This is a genomic window from Deferribacter abyssi (assembly GCF_049472655.1).
Classification (GTDB): Bacteria; Chrysiogenota; Deferribacteres; order Deferribacterales; family Deferribacteraceae; genus Deferribacter; species Deferribacter abyssi.
On sequence record NZ_JAQNCS010000008.1, the window covers coordinates 24,708 to 43,656 of the forward strand.

13 protein-coding genes and 1 pseudogene are annotated in these 18,949 nt (G+C 29.7%); 5 read left to right on the forward strand and 9 right to left on the reverse strand.

The genetic code is table 11. The features are described 5' to 3' along the window. Positions 1-5: 5 nt before the first annotated feature. Entirely contained in the window at positions 6-1,052 is a 1,047-nt protein-coding gene (gene arsB, locus OWK30_RS05810; RefSeq protein ID WP_423324474.1) for an ACR3 family arsenite efflux transporter, read from the forward strand. Positions 1,053-1,118: 66 nt separating this feature from the next. Here arsB and OWK30_RS05815 read toward each other — a convergent pair whose 3' ends face one another. The 8 genes from OWK30_RS05815 to pckA form a co-directional block, all read right to left on the reverse strand. Continuing rightward, positions 1,119-2,504 carry a sigma-54-dependent transcriptional regulator gene (locus tag OWK30_RS05815; RefSeq protein ID WP_423324476.1) on the reverse strand — a complete coding sequence of 462 codons (1,386 nt, stop codon included), beginning with the start codon at positions 2,502-2,504 and terminating at the stop codon, positions 1,119-1,121. Further along, the gene (locus OWK30_RS05820; RefSeq protein ID WP_423324478.1) at positions 2,494-3,873 is read right to left on the reverse strand and encodes an ATP-binding protein; all 1,380 of its coding nucleotides are present in this window, start codon (positions 3,871-3,873) and stop codon (positions 2,494-2,496) included. Before OWK30_RS05820 ends, OWK30_RS05815 begins: the two co-directional genes overlap by 11 nt. A 157-nt stretch (positions 3,874-4,030) precedes the next feature. After that, on the reverse strand, positions 4,031-4,879 hold the full coding sequence (locus tag OWK30_RS05825; RefSeq protein ID WP_423324480.1) for a substrate-binding domain-containing protein: 849 nt from the start codon (positions 4,877-4,879) through the stop codon (positions 4,031-4,033). 1 nt (position 4,880) lies between these two features. Continuing rightward, positions 4,881-5,948, reverse strand: coding sequence for a radical SAM protein (locus OWK30_RS05830; RefSeq protein WP_423324482.1), 1,068 nt, complete (start codon positions 5,946-5,948; stop codon positions 4,881-4,883). Further along, positions 5,938-6,627: a PP-loop family protein gene (locus tag OWK30_RS05835; protein WP_423324484.1), complete on the reverse strand. Its 690-nt coding sequence runs from the start codon at positions 6,625-6,627 to the stop codon at positions 5,938-5,940. The genes OWK30_RS05830 and OWK30_RS05835 overlap by 11 nt, the downstream gene beginning before the upstream one ends. Further along, positions 6,611-7,012: an archease gene (locus tag OWK30_RS05840; protein WP_423324486.1), complete on the reverse strand. Its 402-nt coding sequence runs from the start codon at positions 7,010-7,012 to the stop codon at positions 6,611-6,613. The genes OWK30_RS05835 and OWK30_RS05840 overlap by 17 nt, the downstream gene beginning before the upstream one ends. A gap of 1 nt (position 7,013) precedes the next feature. Next, on the reverse strand, positions 7,014-7,892 hold the full coding sequence (locus OWK30_RS05845; RefSeq protein WP_423324488.1) for an energy transducer TonB: 879 nt from the start codon (positions 7,890-7,892) through the stop codon (positions 7,014-7,016). Positions 7,893-7,969: 77 nt separating this feature from the next. After that, positions 7,970-9,568: a phosphoenolpyruvate carboxykinase (ATP) gene (pckA, locus tag OWK30_RS05850; protein WP_423324490.1), complete on the reverse strand. Its 1,599-nt coding sequence runs from the start codon at positions 9,566-9,568 to the stop codon at positions 7,970-7,972. Between the two features lie 65 nt (positions 9,569-9,633). Here pckA and OWK30_RS05855 point away from each other — a divergent pair, with 65 nt between their 5' ends. The 4 genes and pseudogenes from OWK30_RS05855 to OWK30_RS05870 form a co-directional block, all read left to right on the forward strand. Beyond that, positions 9,634-9,954, forward strand: coding sequence for an HNH endonuclease (locus OWK30_RS05855; RefSeq protein ID WP_423324621.1), 321 nt, complete (start codon positions 9,634-9,636; stop codon positions 9,952-9,954). Next, positions 9,944-12,559, forward strand: a complete 2,616-nt coding sequence (alaS, locus tag OWK30_RS05860) for an alanine--tRNA ligase (protein WP_423324492.1) — start codon at positions 9,944-9,946, stop codon at positions 12,557-12,559. Before OWK30_RS05855 ends, alaS begins: the two co-directional genes overlap by 11 nt. A 323-nt stretch (positions 12,560-12,882) precedes the next feature. Beyond that, positions 12,883-16,230, forward strand: coding sequence for an EAL domain-containing protein (locus OWK30_RS05865; RefSeq protein ID WP_423324494.1), 3,348 nt, complete (start codon positions 12,883-12,885; stop codon positions 16,228-16,230). 570 nt (positions 16,231-16,800) lie between these two features. Next, positions 16,801-17,553, forward strand: a pseudogene (locus OWK30_RS05870) (methyl-accepting chemotaxis protein); the annotation flags it as partial. Positions 17,554-17,631: 78 nt separating this feature from the next. Here OWK30_RS05870 and OWK30_RS05875 read toward each other — a convergent pair. Then, a complete protein-coding gene (locus tag OWK30_RS05875) occupies positions 17,632-18,855 on the reverse strand; it encodes an EAL domain-containing response regulator (protein ID WP_423324496.1) in 1,224 nt (407 codons plus the stop codon). Between the last annotated feature and the right edge of the window lie 94 nt (positions 18,856-18,949).

Consider the following 18,949-nt stretch of genomic DNA (forward strand, 5'->3'; position numbering starts at 1 on the left):
GTCTTATGGAACTGGTATCAAAGAAACTATCTTTTACTGACCGCTATTTAACATTATGGATTTTCATTGCAATGATTTTTGGTGTAGGGGTTGGTTATTATGTCCCATCTGTTGTAAATATTATAAACAAATTTCAGATTGGCACAACCAATATCCCGATTGCTATTGGATTGATTCTTATGATGTACCCACCCTTTGCAAAAGTTAGATATGAAGAATTGCCTGATGTTTTTAGAAATTTAAAAATCCTCTTTATCTCTCTATTACAAAACTGGGTTATTGGTCCGATTTTAATGTTTTTTATAGCTATTACTTTCCTTAGGAATTACCCTGAATATATGGTTGGACTGATAATGATTGGCCTTGCAAGATGTATAGCTATGGTAATTGTATGGAATGAGCTTGCGAAAGGAGATACAGAGTACGCAGCTGGACTTGTTGCTTTCAACTCAATCTTTCAGGTGCTTTTTTACTCTGTTTATGCATGGATTTTTATAACCATTCTTCCCAAATATTTCGGGTTGCATGGAGCAGTAGTAAATATAACTATATCGCAGATTTCCAAAAGTGTTTTTATCTATCTTGGTATACCATTCATCGCTGGAATGCTCACAAGATTTATAGGTGTAAAAATTATGGGTAGAGAAAAGTATCATCAGGTTGTAATACCAAAAATCAGCCCTCTAACTCTTATTTCTCTGCTTTTTACAATTGTGGTAATGTTTAGCCTCAAAGGGAAATTAATTGTGCAGCTACCAATGGATGTGATAAGAATAGCAATTCCATTACTTTTATATTTTGTAATAATGTTCTTTGTATCATTCTATATAGGGAAAAAGATAGGTGCTGATTATAGCAAAACCACAACCCTTGCCTTTACATCTGCAAGTAACAATTTTGAACTTGCTATAGCTGTTTCTGTGGCTGTCTTTGGAATAAACTCCGGAGCTGCCTTTGCTGCCGTAATAGGACCTCTTGTAGAAGTGCCTGTTATGATTGGACTTGTAAATGTGGCTTTATATTTTCAAAAACGTTACTTCCAAAATTTATAACGTATATGATATTATGATGCAAGCATGCATTATAGTGTGCTCGCATCATATTAGTCTAAAAAAACATCAACTGTTAGCAGATTTTATTCCATATTTTTTGAGTTTTGCATTAAGAGTAACTCTGCTTATACCAAGTAATTCTGCTGTATTACTCAAATGATAATTTGTCATTTTTAGTGCCTTTCTAATCAATTTTTCTTCCACTTCTTCAACACTCTTTTCCAGAAGTTTGTATTTATATTTACCTGTAAAATACTCTGTAATATCTTGAACATCTTTTTTTTCAATTTCACCATCAATCTTCATATCTTCCACTTTTATTAGATTATCCCTTGTAATCAAAACTGCTTTTCTAATCACATTTTCTAGTTCTCTTACATTTCCTGGCCAATTATATTCCTTTAATATTTCAAAAACTTCATTTTCTATGCAGCATATTCTTTTATTTAATTCCTTTGAATATTTTTTTGCAAAATAAATTGCAAGCTCCTTTATATCGTCTTTGCGCTCTCTCAATGGAGGCAAATGGATATTCACCACATTTAACCTGTAAAACAAATCCTCTCTAAATTTCCCTTCTCTAATCATTGATTTTAAGTTCTTGTTTGTAGCAGCAATAATTCGGACATTTACATAATGGAACTTACTGCAACCAAGTTTTTCAATTGTACCGTCCTGTAAAACTCTTAAAAGTTTTGCCTGCAAATCTATAGACATATCTCCAATTTCATCAAGAAATATTGTGCCATTATGTGCTAACTCAAACTTCCCAAGTTTTCCTTTTTCTGCACCTGTAAATGCACCTTTTTCATAACCAAAAAGCTCACTCTCCAATAGCTCTTCAGGGATGGCTGCACAGTTAATTGGAATAAAAACAGATTCACTTCGTTTACTATACTGGTGAATTATTTTTGCAATAAGTTCTTTACCTGTTCCACTATCACCTGTAATTAATACTGGATAATCGGTCCTTGCCACATTTGCTACCAAGACCATCACATCTTTCATAACAGGTGAAGAACCTATAAAAATTTTTTCATGATATTCATAATCATCTATCTTACAACTATTTTCAGGACAACATTCTCCCAAGTCAGTTCTTTTCAATTTATTTATAATTTTAATCAACTCATCGGGATCAACAGGCTTAACAAGATATTCAATAGCTCCCATTTTAATACTATCAAGAATCAAATTACTGGTTCCATAAGCTGTCATAACCACCACAGGGAGATTAGCATCTATCTTTTTAGCTTCCTCCAACACATCTAAGCCATTTATTTCTCCAAGCTTGTAATCAAGAAACATAATATCAAACTTGATACTTTTTAGATGATTTAATGCCTCATCCATATTCAATGCAGTATATACATCAAAATGATCACCTAAGACTCTTTTCAAACTATAACACAGAGCATTATCATCATCCACAATAAGAACTTTAGCAGACATATGCATCCCTCAATCTTATTATAAATTTTGCACCATTTTCCCTCCCCCTTTCAAAAACTAACTCCCCATCCATTGCAGTAATAATCATATCACAAATAGCTAACCCAAGACCAGTCCCTGATGATTTAGTTGTATAAAATGGCATAAATATTTTACCTTCACTTTCTATAGAAATACCTTCACCATTATCCTCAAATTCAATGATTATATCACTATTATCTCCTGTAACTTTCATTATTATTTCGTTTGCCTTAGCTTCAATTGAGTTATTTATAAGATTTAGTAACACCTGAAGCAACTTCTCTTTGTCAGTGTAAATCTTTTTTAAATCATAAAGAATCTTTAAAGAAACATTATCAAATCTTTTCATTACATATTGTCTCAATTCATAATTTATACTTTCTACTTCTACTTCAGCTTTTCTAACATCTATAGGTTTTGAATACTCCAAAAATTCATTTATTCTTTTCACAAGCCTATTTGCTTCACTTTGAATAACTTTTAAATCTTCAGAACAACTATTGTTTGCGGCAGAACATTTTTTCAGCTGATAAACAATAAGATTTATCGTCATAATAGGGTTTTTTAGTTCATGAGCAAGACCTGCAGCCATCATTCCTATTGACGCAAGCTTTTCATTTTTTCTAACCTTTCTTTCCTCTTCATAAAGTTTATTCAAAGCTGCGGCCAATCTTTCTGACATATTGTTTAATGTATCTGATAATTTTTTAATCTCGTATGAAGCATATTCTGGCACAGAGGTTTTAAAAGGCAATTTATCATAATCTAGTTCATTTATCTGATTTATAAAATTGTTCATAGGTCTAATCAAAATTTTTGTTAGATAAAGCCCTAACATAACCCCAAAGAAAATAATCGCAAAATTAATCATTGCTAAATTTAAAAGATTATTCTTAATTTCATTAATTATAAACATTTGATCTATTAAAAATACCAAATATCCAATAGGCTCGTCTTTTATCTTTATTGTTTTTACCCTTTTAAAATTTACCTTATCAAAATCCTGAAGTGTCTTTGCATCTCTTTTAACCTTTGAATCCAAAACATATCTTTTGTTATTATCAAAAAGGTAAATATCACTTATGTATGGAGAATTCTCTGTTATTTTTTTTAAAGTCTCAAAAATAGTATAAACATCATCATAAAGTATTGCTTCAGTTAAGTTATACTCATTGATTTTAAAGTTAGAATCGATAATGTGTTCAATATTATTTTTCAAAAAACTGTTCAAATAAACAAAAAGGACTATTAAATTTATAATTACAGTACCTGCACCTAAAAAGCCAATGAGTAAACTAACTCTGTGTTTTAATCTTTGTGGTAAAAAGCGGAATAATTTTCGTATCATTGTTAATCAGCCAACTCTAATTAGCTCCTTTCAAACAATAATTCTAAGGGATTGCGTCAAAACTTAGTCCGTATAAGGACAGCTCCCTAATAAATAAAACCGTTTCATGCTTCTTTTGCAAGAAATGATATTTTTCAAAACCATAAAAAGTGTAAAGCTAATTGTTTAACGTATTTAAAAACTCCCGCATAATTAAAACTTTTTTTAAAAGTTTATAATCAGGTTCAACAAATTTATCTATTTTTAATTTTTTTAGAATCTTAACACCTTCTTCATTTTGATGCATATTAAGTAATACTGTTTTTAGTCTTTGTTTGATATTTTTATCAAGATAAGTTGAAACAACAAAAGGTGGAGACAAAAACTCATCAGATTCATGTACTATCTTGATATTTTTAACTTTTTCTGGTTGTGAATGTGACACATATTCAAAAACAAGGCTATCCACAGCAGCACCATCCACAACACCTTCGTTGACAAGATAAATTGATTTATCATGACTGTTTGTAAAATAAATACGAAAAAAAAACTGCTCTGGTTTTATTTTCTCTTTTCTTAAAATCAAATATGTAGGATAAATATAACCACTATTTGACAATCTATCAGTAAACGCAAAAACCCTTCCTCGTAATTCATCAATATTATTTATCCCATAATTTTTATTTACAATAATGTATGATTTATATGTACTTTTACCGTTTACTACTGGAACAGCAGCAATCTCGTATTTTTTATTATTTAGATAAATCAATGCTCCGGTACAAATAGATGCAAAATCAACTTGGCCAGTTTCAATAAGTCTATTCATATCAGCATAATTCCTTCTAAAAATAGCATTTATCTTTACTCCAAGCTTTTTCGCAATATAATTGCCAAAATCTTTGTACAAAAAATATGTTTCATCAGGAGAAATCATTGAGGCTATCCCAAAATTTAGCTCTGCATTAGAAATTAATGGAATAAACAAAAAAACACATATTATTAAATTAAGAAGATTTTTTCTCATTTTACTTTCTTATATAATTTTCCGGAATATAATCACAGAAAGGCTCTTCTTCCATATAATCACCTGTTACAGCGTAAGCTCTTGCCCTACACCCACCACATACTCCGAGATATTTACATTTTCCACATTTACCTTCATAAGATTTAAAATCCCTTATATCATTAAACAGTTTTGATGTATCCCATATCTCTTTAAAACTTTTTTCAAAAATATTTCCTGCACTAATAGGAAAATATGAACAAGGGTATACATCACCCTTAGCACTAATAAAACAAATGGACTGTGCAGCTATACACCCCTTACCACCACCTGTGGAAAATTTAAGACTTCTTCTTTTTGTATCTTTGCCTTCCTCTTTACTTCTTTCGTGCCAAATTCTGTAATACTGCGGTGCACAAGTAGGTCTAACTAGAATATCTTCTTCATCCCTCTCCATTTCATAATGCCAATTAAGTATATCCTCATAATCCTCTTTACTTACAAGCTCTTTCATTATCTCTTCACCTCTACCTGTAGGAACAATCAAAAACATATACCAGGCAGTGGCACCGATTTTCTTCGCAAGTTTATAAACATTCTCTATATCGTGCTGATTCCTTTTTGTAAAAGATGAATTTATAATAAAAGGAATTTCGTATTTTTTAAAATATTCTGCAGCCCTCATAACTCCATCAAAAGCACCTGGTTGACCTCTAAAATCATCATGTATTTCCTTTGTAGAACCATCAAGACTCAATGATACAATTTTAATACCACTCGCCTTAATCTTTTTACATACTTCATCGTCCACCAATACACCATTTGTAGCCATACACATACGAAAACCAAGTTTCGTACCATATTTTGCAATATCAAAAACATCTTTTCTTAAAAGAGGTTCCCCACCTGAAAGAACAATAACTGGATTTGCAAAGGTTTTTATATCATCAAGGAGTTTATAACATTTATCTAGAGTAAACAATCCTTCAGGCGAATGAATATCAGAGGATGAACGGCAATGAACACAGTTTAAATTACACTTTTCTGTAATCTCCCAAGCCATCCATTTTAGTTCCCAATTATTTTTCATTATTCTCTCCATAAATTTTATATTTTTCGATAATATAATTTATATTCCCAACAACATCAATAATATTTAAGCCTATCTCTTTCGAAATCTTACTAACTATATTTGAAACACTATTTTTAACACTACATTTATGCTCGATATCTTCATACCCCATAATTCTTGCATATTTTTCAATATCTTTTTTATTGACAAAATGAAGAGGTCTCACAATAAAAAACATTCCTTTAAAGTAACTTCTACAAATTGGCAAAGATTCTAATTTTTTATAATAAAACATATTCCATAAAAACCTTTCAGCAAAATCATCTGCATGATGGGCAAACAGTATGTATTTGATCCCTTTTTCTTTACAAAATTTGAAAATATATTCACGCCTAATTCTTGAACATTGATAACAGTCAATGGGAAAACGAATTCCTTTATCTACCTCAATATTTATAACGTTTTCCAATGCTAATTTTGTTTTTATATCACCCGAAATCCCAACATGTACAGGATAAATCTTTGCTGATATCTCATTTTTTTTATAATATTCTTCCATAACTTTCCATAGAACCCAAGAATCAACACCACCTGATACACCGACAACCAGATCGTTTCCAACAAACGAAACAATCTTATTAACCTTTAAAATACTTCCTATAAGCCTTTTTTTAATCTTTTTAAATATCAAAGACAATAAAACCCTCTAAGAAACCCTCGTCTTCTTTTACACAAAACATGTGTTTTGTAACCGCTTTAATTTCAATCTCAATAAAATAACTATTTTTATAAACATCAAAAAATGCTCGATTTTCTCCAAAAATATTTAATTTGAACAAACTTTTTTTGATATACAGGTAAAATATCAAATCATTTAATAAATCATACACAAAATCCTCAAAATCATCAAAATCTTTTTCTACTACTTGGTTCGATTTTAAACCTTCGTCAAAATTAATATTTTCATCAAAAACCAAATAATAAAAACCTTCAATAAGATTATCAATAAAATCTTTTCTATTTTCACCAAATACTTTTAGTCCAACATCAGCCGTAGTTTCGATAATTTCAAATTTTTTCACATCAATACACAAAAAGATAATTTAATCTATATACAAAATATCCAGTAACATTCAATCTTTTTAAACCGTAAGAATCTGGTAAAGGAATACCTTTCATCTTTTTCAAAGCTCTAACCGCCTCTTTATCAAGATAAGGATAACCGCTGCTTTGCAGTATTCTAATGTTTGTTATAGTACCATCCTTTAAAATAGTAAACTTAATTTTTACAGTACCCTCTTCTCCTCTTTGAGCTGAATTTCTAGGATAATGCCATACCTGATATAATCTTCTTTCAAACTTTTTAAAATAAGAAGCATATTTATACTTCATCATTCTAACATCTACATCATCTTCACCTTCCTTTGAACCAGCTTCACTCTTTTCGGCATATTTCGAAATAATGGATTTCGGATTTAAAATACTGGCAACCTGATCTTTTGTTAATTTTTTATCTTTCCCCTTATCAAATACCTGCTTTTTTTCTTCTCTTTTTTTCTCTTTTTTCTTCTCTACAGTTTTCTGCTTATTTAAATTTAGTCCTTTCTTCTCCTTTTTCTTCACCATTTCTTTACTTTTTTCAGGTATCTTTTTCTTCTTAGGAATTACAATCTTTTTTTTCTTTTCAGGTAATTTTTTCCTTTCTACAATATTGTTATCTTTTTTAGGAATTTTTTCTGTTTTTTTCTCTATCCCTTTCTTTTTTAAAATTTTATCTTTTTCAGATAAAATTTTCTTTTTCTTCTTATCATTTTTTTGAGGTATATCCTTTTTTTTCTTAACAATATCCACAAAAATAGGCTTTTCATTTTTGATTTCAGGCTTTTTTATTTTTATGAAATAAAATAGGGACATATGGATAGCAATTGAAACAATTAAAAAAATTAAAAACGTTTTTCTCATAATCTATCAGTATATACGAAAAAATAAAAAGATTTAAGTTCAAAAATAAAAGAGGCGGCTATATAGAGCCGCCTCTTTTAATCAACTAACTTTGGTGCTCCTTTCAAAATATCCTCACTAATATTATCCTCAAACTTTTTCATATTTTCTATAAATTCTCGCGCAAGTCTTTTTTTAGTTTCGTCATAAGCATTTTTATCATTCCAAGCCAATCTTGGGTTTAAAACATCTTCAGGCACATCAGGAGCATATTTTGGAACTAAAAATCCAAAAATATCATCCTCTACAAATTCAACATTTTTTAATTTTCCATCAAGAATAGAGTTGACAATGTTTCTTGTATGCTGAATCTTAAATCTTGTTCCTACACCATAAGGACCACCAGTAAGACCTGTGTTAATAAGCCAACAATCTACATCATATTTTTTAACCTTTTCGCCAAGAAGTTTTGCATACACTGCAGGGTGGTAGACCATAAATGGTGCACCAAAGCATGCACTAAAAGTGGTTCTAGGTTCTTTTACACCCCTTTCGGTTCCAGCAACTTTAGCTGTGTATCCAGAAATAAAATGATACATTGCTTGATTAAAAGTGAGCTTTGCCACAGGTGGTAAAACACCAAAAGCATCATAGGTAAGAAAAATTATATTTTTAGGATGACCACCTTTTGAGTCTTTTACAACCCTAGGAAGATGTGAAAGAGGATAACTTGCTCTTGTATTTTCCGTGAGTGAGTCGTCATCAAGATCTACTCGTCTTGTTCTAGAATCAAGAGTTACATTTTCAAGTATTGTACCAAATTTCCTAGTACATTCATATATTTCAGGCTCAGCTTCCTTTGAAAGCCTTATAACTTTAGCATAGCAACCACCTTCAATATTGAAAACCCCCTCATCACTCCAACCATGCTCATCATCACCAATCAAATAACGGTTTGGATCAGTGGAAAGAGTAGTTTTCCCGGTTCCTGAAAGGCCAAAGAAAAGTGCTACATCATCAGAATTTCCAACATTTGCTGAGCAATGCATTGACAAAACATTTTCTTTTGGGAGCAAATAATTCATAACCGTAAAAATAGATTTCTTTATCTCACCTGCATAGCTTGTACCACCAATTAAAACAAGACGTTTTTTAAAATTTATTATGATGAAAGTCTCTGAGTTTGTCCCATCAATCTCAGGAATGGCATGAAATCTAGGAACATCAATAACAGTAAAATCTGGAGTAAACGACTCATGAATATTCAAGTCAAATTCCCTTATAAACATATTTCTAGCAAAAAGATTGTGCCAAGCATATTCAGTTATAACTCTTACCTTTAATCGATGTCTCTCATCAGCACCTGCATAGCATTCTTGAACATATACTTCTTTATTTTGCAGATATGCCTGTAATCTATGAAATAATCTCTCAAAGTGTTCCTCACTAATCGCTTTGTTACCACTTCCCCAATAAACATCTTTCCTCACATCGTCAGTATCAACTATAAACTTATCATTTGGCGATCTTCCTGTGTGGTGACCAGTTCTTACCACTAAAGGACCAAGATGAGCAATTAGCCCTTCTCTCCTTTTTACAGCTTCTTCATATAACTGAGGTGTGGTAAGATTCCAATGAATCCTCGCAAGATTCACAAGACCATGTTCTTCCAGGCCTGAAAACTCTGTTTTTGACATGACATCCTCCTGCACGATTTTTTGTTGAAATATAACTGTTTTAAACTATAATCGGAAAAATGAATATGGACAACAATTTTTTTACAATTGAAGTTGATGAAAAATTTGTAAAAAAAGAAAAAGAAAAAGCAAGACAATTGCGTAAAAAGCAGTGGTGGAAAAACAAAATTGCAAAAGGTATATGTCACTACTGTGGAAAAAAGGTTGACCCTAAAGAACTTACAATGGACCACATAGTCCCTATTATAAGAGGTGGCAAAAGTACAAAAGGGAACGTAGTACCAGCATGCAAAGAATGCAACAATAAAAAGAAATACATGCTCCCCATTGAGTGGGATGAATATCTGAAAAAACTAAAAAATAATGGAGAGATAGATGACAGGTAAAGAGATTAGAGAAAAGTTTTTAAAATTTTTTGAAAGCAAAGGGCACACAATTGTTCCATCATCATCATTAGTGCCCCATAATGACCCTACGCTTCTTTTTACAAACGCAGGGATGAACCAATTTAAAGATGTTTTTCTTGGCAGAGAAAAAAGGGATTACACAAGGGCATGCTCTTGTCAAAAAGTTGTAAGAGCAGGTGGTAAGCATAACGACCTTGAAAATGTTGGGCGTACGGCAAGGCATCACACTTTCTTTGAAATGCTAGGAAACTTCTCTTTTGGTGACTATTTCAAAGAAGGTGCCATAGAATACGCCTGGGAATTTTTAACAAAAATTTTGGGACTTCCGGCAGATAAACTTTATATCACAATCTACAAAGATGATGATGAAGCTTTTAAGATATGGCACGAAAAAATCGGTGTGCCTGCAGATAGGATTTACAGAATGGGTGAAAAGGACAATTTTTGGTCAATGGGTGATACTGGGCCATGTGGTCCTTGTTCGGAAATTCTCATAGATCAAGGAAGCGATATAGGCTGTGGAAGACCGGACTGTGACCCGTATTGCGATTGTGATAGACATCTTGAGCTGTGGAATCTTGTTTTTATGCAATACAATCGTGATGAAAACGGAAATTTAAATCCTTTACCAAAACCAAGTATTGACACTGGAATGGGATTGGAAAGAGTAACGGCAGTTGTCCAGAAAGTTAAAAGTAATTTTGATACAGATCTTATTAAGCCAGTAATTGAATATGCTGCCAAAATTTCTGGCAAAAAATATGGTGAAAACGATGAAATAGATACATCTTTGAGAGTTCTTGCTGATCACGCAAGAGCCACTACATTTCTAATCTCAGACGGTGTTCTCCCTTCTAACGAAGGTAGAGGATATGTATTGAGAAGAATAATGAGAAGAGCTATGCGTCACGGAAAAATGCTCGGATTTAAAGAACCATTTTTTTATAAAGTGTGTGAATATGTATCGGATTTTATGAGCGATCCGTATATCGAGCTGCTTGATAAAAAATCTTATGTCTCAAAAATCGTAAAGTTTGAAGAAGAAAGGTTCAATAAGACCCTTGAAACAGGACTTCGCATTACCGAAGAACTACTGGAAAAATATAAAGATGAGAAAGTAATTCCTGGAAATGAAATATTCAGATTGTATGATACTTACGGTTTCCCTGTGGATTTGTTAGAAGATATAATGGAAGATAACGGATTCAAATTAGATATGTCAGGCTTTGATTCTGAAATGAAAAAACAGCAGGAAAGAGCTAAAAAGGCCTGGACAGGTAGTGGTGATATTCAAGTTGCCGATGTTTATAAGAAACTTATCTCAGAAATAAAAAGTGAATTTATCGGTTATGACACATTGAAATCTGATGGAAAAGTTCTTGCCATAATAAAAGACGACAATATATCAGAAACTGCAGAAAAAGATGAAAAGGTTGAAATAATTCTTGACAAAACCCCATTCTATGCAGAAAGCGGTGGTCAAGTAGGTGATAAAGGGATCCTTTATGCTGAAAATCTGAAAATTGAAGTTTATGACTGTAAAAAAATCGATACATTGATTGTCCATCATGCAGTGATAAAAAATGGTACATTAAAAACCGGTACAACTGTAACAGCAGAAGTTGATGAAGATTTAAGAAAAAATACCGAAAGAAATCATACAGCAACTCATTTACTACACAAGGCTCTACAGGAAGTACTTGGTGATCATGTTAGACAGGCAGGCTCTCTCGTATCACCTGATAGACTCAGATTTGATTTTACTCATTTTGCACCAGTAGACGATAAAGAAATTGAAAAAATTGAAAAAATTATCAATGAACAAATTATTGCAAACAAAGCTGTGAGAAAAACTATCAAGCCTATAGAACAAGCTATAAAAGAAGGTGCTATGGCTCTTTTTGGTGAGAAATATGATAAAGAAGTACGTGTAGTCGAAATACCTGAATTTAGTAAAGAGCTTTGTGGTGGTTGTCATGTTGAGCATACCGGTGATATAGGGTTATTCAAAATAATTAATGAGACAAGCGTAGCTGCAGGTGTAAGGAGAATCGAAGCTGTAACAGCCTTAAACGCAGTAAAATTCGTTAATAATATCATCAAATCTGCAAAGGTAACAGCCTCTTTATTAAAAACCTCCATAGACGAAACACCTAAAAAAGTGGAAGAACTTATTGAAAACCATAAAAATTTACAAAAAGAATTAAATCAAATCAAAGATAAGCTCAACGCTTCCAAAGCTGATGAGCTTTTAAATAACGTTAAAGAAATTAACGGTATAAAAATTTTAACAGTAAGAATGGACAATACAGAAATAAATTCCATTAGAAATTTTATAGATATGGCAAAAGCCAAACTAAAAAGTGGAATAGTTCTTGTAGGTTCTGTCAGTGGAGAAAAAGTTACCTTTATATGTGGCGTTACTAAAGATTTAATTAATAAATATAAAGCCGGAGATATCGTTAGAGAAGTTGCCAAAATAGCCGGTGGTAGTGGAGGTGGTAAACCAGAGTTGGCTCAAGCAGGTGGCAAAAAACCAGAAAAAATACAAGAAGCTTTAAACCAAATTTATAATCTAGTTTAGTTTTCAACTAATAACCAATTCTTTATTATCTTAATAAACTATTTTTAAACTGTAAGGAGGGATTCACCCTCCCTCTCTTTTACTCTTTGAAAAACTAACTTAGGAATATATCCTTGAACATACTACAGAAAGGTAAAGAAAAAATTAAAGGAAATATTAGACTAAAAAAATCAGGTGAAGTTAGGAAAACTGCAAAAATCTAAAATCACACAATCTTATAAAACAATATTTTATAAAAATAGTTCTTGCATATTTAATTTAACTAACATATAGTTAGTGAATTTTTAACATATATACTTTTATACTTTACATAGGAAATCATAATGTTGGTAGAAGATTTTATAAGAATTTTAAACAATTCAAATATTATTGGGTATTATATTTATCAAAACAACGGTATAATCGTAGAAGCCAATGATTGTATGGCAGCAATTCTCGGATTTAACAAAAAAAGTGAATTATTAGGTAAAAATATAAAAGATTTTTTGTATGAAAATAGAAGTGAAATGGAAACAATTATTCGTAAAAGAACTCAGGGAGAAAAACTCCTCAAAGAATACCATAAATATACATTCATAGGAAAAGATGGAGCTTTAGTATATACTGATGCAATAACATACACAGTCTCTTATAAAAATAAATTCTCAGGCTTTGCTCTCGTAGTTGATAAAACAAAGGAATTTTCATATTTGAAACTATATAAGTTTCTATCTTATATTAATAAATTAATCATCGAATCATCAGACGAAAAAGAAGTTTTGAAAAAAACCTGTGATATCTTAGTTGATATTATAGGATACACAGTTGTTGGGTTTGGTATAATAGATAGAAAAACTAAAAATTTGAATATGCTCTACAGTAGATCTAAAAATATTGAGGCAGCTTTTGATTTAATAAAACTTCATATAAATGTAGAAACCACCTCAAACTCAAGTCAAGGTACTGTATTCCATGCATATAAAAAAAACAAAATCGTTACTTTCAATAATGTACAAAATCGTAAAAATATGCTCACTTGGAAAAACTTTTTTAAAAAATATAATATCCATTCGGCATGCTCTATACCTATAAAAAAAGATGGTAAAATTAAATATATTTTGCTTATTGATGATAGCTATAAAGACTCCTTTGATGATAAACATTTATCTTTAATGACAAGGATAAAACTTGATTTAGAGTTTCTAATACAAAAAGTAAATAGACTAAAAAAAATAGAGCTTCTTGATAAAGCAATAGAATCATCCCACGAATGGTTCATTATAACAGATAATGACGGCTATATTACATACTGCAACGATTCAGTTGAGCAAATAAGTGGATACAACAAAAGTCAATTAATTGGTAAAAAAACAAATATTTTTAAATCTGGACTACATGACCTATCTTTTTATAAGAATCTTTGGGATACAATAAAAAGTGGTAAAATTTTTTCTTCCCGAATAATTAACAAAAGAGAAGATGGAAGCTTTTATCATCTTGAGAAAATCATAGTGCCCATCAGAGAACATGGAGATATAGTAAATTTTGTTGATTTATCAAAAGATGTAACTCAACTTGTTTATCAAGAAAAAAAACTAGAGTTTCAGCTAAAAATCTACAACACTCTTTATAATATGCTAAGTATGTATATCGAACTAATTGATACCAAAGATTTTACAAAAAAATTACTCAAAATAATTTCTGAAAAATTAGATATTCCCCTAGTCATTTTGTTTAAACAGTATAAATCTGAAAAGACAGATTTAAGTTTTTATATTAAAGAAAATTCTGACTTAAATGAATCAGTGATTAACAATTTGACAAACTATATATTAACACAAAACCTTTTTAATAAGGAGATTATTTGTATTAAAAATCTTGATATAAATTATTTTTCTATAATTCTTTCCTTAAATAAAAACGATTTTTTATTTGAAGGGTTAATATTAATTATACCTTGGGAATACGAAAACTTTACAGATTTTTTCGAACTTTTATTGAAAGAAGTAAAACTTTTAGTAAACCACTTAGAACAAAAAAATAAATTGAGTATCATTAATAATGCACTTAAAAACAGTTTTGACATGGTAATCATAACAGATCCAGATTTTAATATTTTACAAATTGAAGAGAATATGAGAGAAAAGTCTTTTATCAAAAATACGAAAAAGTTACAAGGCAAACATATTAGTGAATTCTCAGATATATTTGAAGATAGCATAGTTTATAAAAATCTAAAAACTACGATCATTAAAGAAGGATCTTTATCTAAGTTTGTTAACTTCTATGACATCAACGGAAACATTAAGAAATTCTACACAACTATAGTTGCCCATTTTGAAAATAAAATCCATAAGAACTTTATCTTTTTATGCAATCAATTGTCAAATGAAACAAAACTAATCGATGAGTTAGACAAATTCCTAAACTACGACTCTACAACAGGATTAATTAATGCAAAAAGTTTCCAAAAGAATGTTGTTGATTATTTAGATTCAATTTTTAATAAAAATACTATTTTTGGAATAGTTATCATAAACCATCTAAATTTTGGAGAAATCAATAGAGCTTTCGGTTTTAATGCAGGAAATTTAATCATTAGTGAAATAGGTGAACGAATAAAAAAAGTTTTAAGAAATTATGATATAATAGCTAAACTAGAATCTGATAGATTTGGCATTCTTTTAAAAGATTTAATCAATGAAAACGATATAATGATTGTCATTAATAAAATAAAAAATGAGTTATTAAATCCCTTTCACATAAAAGAAAGTACAATTCAACTCAACTTTACTTTTGGAGTAGTTATTTACCCAAAAGATGGTAAAAATTATGATGAATTAATACATCGTACCCATATAGCTTTATTGGATGCAAAATTTAAAAAAGATAAAATAGGATTTTATTCAAAAACATTGGAAATCAGCTCAAAAAAACGGTTAGAGTTAAAAACTCATTTGAAAAAAGCTTTAGATAATAATGAAATAAGAGTTTTTTATCAACCATATGTTGATAAAGATGGAAACATCGTAGGTGCAGAATCTTTACTTAGATGGTTTAAAGATGGAGAATTAGTTCCAACTGGAAGTTTTATAGAATATTTAGAATCTATAAATTTAATTATTGATATAGAACATTTTGTTTTTGAAGAAGTTATTAATTGCACAAGAAAAATACCTATTCCTTTTAAATTTGCTATCAATATTTCCAAACAGACTTTAACAAACTCATCAACTATAACTAAGTTATCATCTTTATTAAACAATAATGATATTAGAAAATCTAGTTTAATATTTGAAATTGTAGAGCGTATTTATGTGGATGATTTTGACGAAGTCGTAAAAGTCATCAATTCTATCAGCAAGTTAGGCATCGATTTTTCTTTAGATGATTTTGGTACTGGATTTTCATCTTTAACATTGTTAGCTAATTTACCATTAAAATCCTTAAAAATAGACCTAATGTTTGTTAGAGAAATCCCACATAATGATAAAATATTAAATTTAATTAAATCAATTATCTTTATGGCAAAACAGCTAAATTTAAAAGTCATAGCTGAAGGAGTAGAAACTAGCGAACAATTCAAAATATTAAAAGAGCTTGGATGTGATTATTTTCAAGGTTTTTACTTTTACAAACCTATGTGTAAAGAAGATCTCCTCTCAATATTAGAAAACATTTGTAATAAATAATTTAAACAGGAGTTTATTATGAAACTATATTATTTCTTTTATGTTTCTATAATATTTTTGATTTTAATTGGAAATCTTATTAAAAGTATATATTACCAAATAGGTTATGACATTTTGGTGTTATCATTTTTTTTTATGACTTTTTCCTATTATAAGAAAAAAAACAAAAAACATAATTATAATTATAACAATAATGTAATAGCAGAAAAAATTAATACAGAAATCTTTGAGTTATTAAAATCTCAGACGATAATTACTTTAAAAAATAAAGAAGTAAATAATATAACAAAAGAGCTATTAAAAGACATTGCCTCAAAAATTGAAAAGGAAACTGTTACTGTAATAAACAGATTCTATAATATACTTGAAGAACTAAGCTTAAATACAACTAATATCGAGAAAAGAACTAAAGAAATAGAAGGAAAAATCATCCATAAATTGCACGCTTTAATCCAATTTAAATTACAAAATCAGTTGTGTAAAAATAACCATGAATGTATTAAGTCAGGAGTATGTATAAATATGAAGAATAAAAAAATGATATTAGACGAAATAAAAAAACAACAACTTGAAGAACTAAGCAAAATGATAACTCCTGAAGAAGTAAATGAAAGTATTGAAAGTTTTTCAAATGCTGTCAATCAATTTAAATTAATAGAATCTATGACCAAAAAAATCACTGATATTGCTGACAAAACAAATTTATTATCACTAAATGCCTCCATCGAAGCTGCAAGAGCAGGAGAACACGGAAAGGGGTTTGCCGTTGTTTCAGATGAAATCCGTAAACTAGCAGATATATCGGGTAAAGTTGCAAAAGAAATCAGGAATGTTATCAAAAAAACAACTGATAGTATAGCTGTTTTTGAGAAAAAGTTTGAAAAAGTTAGTGGTAATAGTTTAAAAGTAAGAAGCGATTTTAAACAGCTAAATGAATCATTGATTAATCTAACGATGTCTTTAGAAGAAATTTCAGAAACTACAAAATTCTTAATTTCTGATAACAGCACAATATACCAACAAATTAATGATATTATAACAAGTTTACAATTTGAAGACCTCACAAAGCAAATGACTTATCATGTAATAGAATTAGTTGATGAAAGAAATAAAGAAATCGATAACTTTATGGAACTAAAACTACAATCCTTATTGAAGGATATAATAAGTGATGAAAACATTGATTCTTTAAAAAAAGAAATTATGGATATCTTGACATCTAAAGCTACAGTAGAAGATGAAAAACGTATAGCTAAAAAAATATTTACAAACTCAGAAGAAAAAAAACAAGAAAAAGATGATGAAAAAATCGTGTTTTTCTAAACTAATAAAAAGCAGTTTCTCAATAAATAAACTTTTATACCAATAAATTTAGCCAATCTATATTTTTACATTTTTTTATTAAGAAATATGCTTATCTTTTAAATATTCTATTGCTAATTCAAATTCTAAAGGCTTAGAATAATAAAAACCTTGAGCAATATTACATCCAATAGTTTTTAAATAATCAACTTCTTCTTTAGTTTCACAACCTTCTGCCACAATAGATAGCCCTAACTTTTCAGCTAATAACTTTGTAGAAAGTACTATACCTTGATTTTTCTCATTTTTTTGTATATTCCTAACAAAAGTTCTATCAATTTTCAGCTCTGTGAAAGGAATTGCCTTTAACTGTGCTAGCGATGAATATCCTGTCCCAAAATCATCAATGGAAAGTTTAAACCCCTTCAGTCTAAATCGTGTTAATGAACTTAAAACTTTATCCATGTCATTAGCCAAACCACTCTCCGTAATCTCCAAAACAACTTGGTTAGGAGAAATACCACTTATATTAACTTTATTAACGAGTTCATCAAAAAACTTATCATACTCCAACAAATTAACAAATATATTTATAGACACATATATATTTGAACTTATTTCACAACTCCTTTTCATAAATTCAACTGCTTTATCAAATATTTGCATAGTAAATAAATATTGCATTTCTAAATCAGACTCAATTATAGATATAAACTTAAAAGGTGATACTATACCATCCTCTTTATGAAACCATCTTGCTAAAGCTTCAAAACCAACAATTTCATTATTAAACAAATTAATCTGTGGCTGAAAGTACAAAAGAAACTCTTTATTCTTTATTGCAAATAATATTTCATCTTTATTATATAAATTATCCTTTTCAATGCTTTTATGAGTTTTAGATGATTCAATCTTTTCTAACACAACACTCTTAAAATTCTCCATCAATCTACGCAAAACAGAAAAATTGAATGGTTTTGAAAAAACACCTAAAACTGGAATATTATAATGCTTTACAAGATTCTCAACACTTTCTAATATAGAATTATCCATACCGCTAATAATGGCTACGCTTTTAGCAAATTTTTTACTATTCAACTCTTCTAAAAATTTTACACCATCAATACCTGGTACATTTAAATCTGTTAAAATAATATCGAAAATCAACCCATCTTTTTTATATTTATTAAGCTTTTTTATAGCTTCTAATCCATCATTGGCGCCATCAACAAACCCCACACCTGCATTCATTACCACATGTTTAATTACATCAAACTGAATAATATCATCTTCTAAAATAAATACATTAAAGATATCACTCATATGTTTCCTCAACTACTTAAAAACTACGTTGCAAACAGTATTTAAAATAATAACTAAACTTATAGTTTAACACAAACAAATAAAGAATTACTCT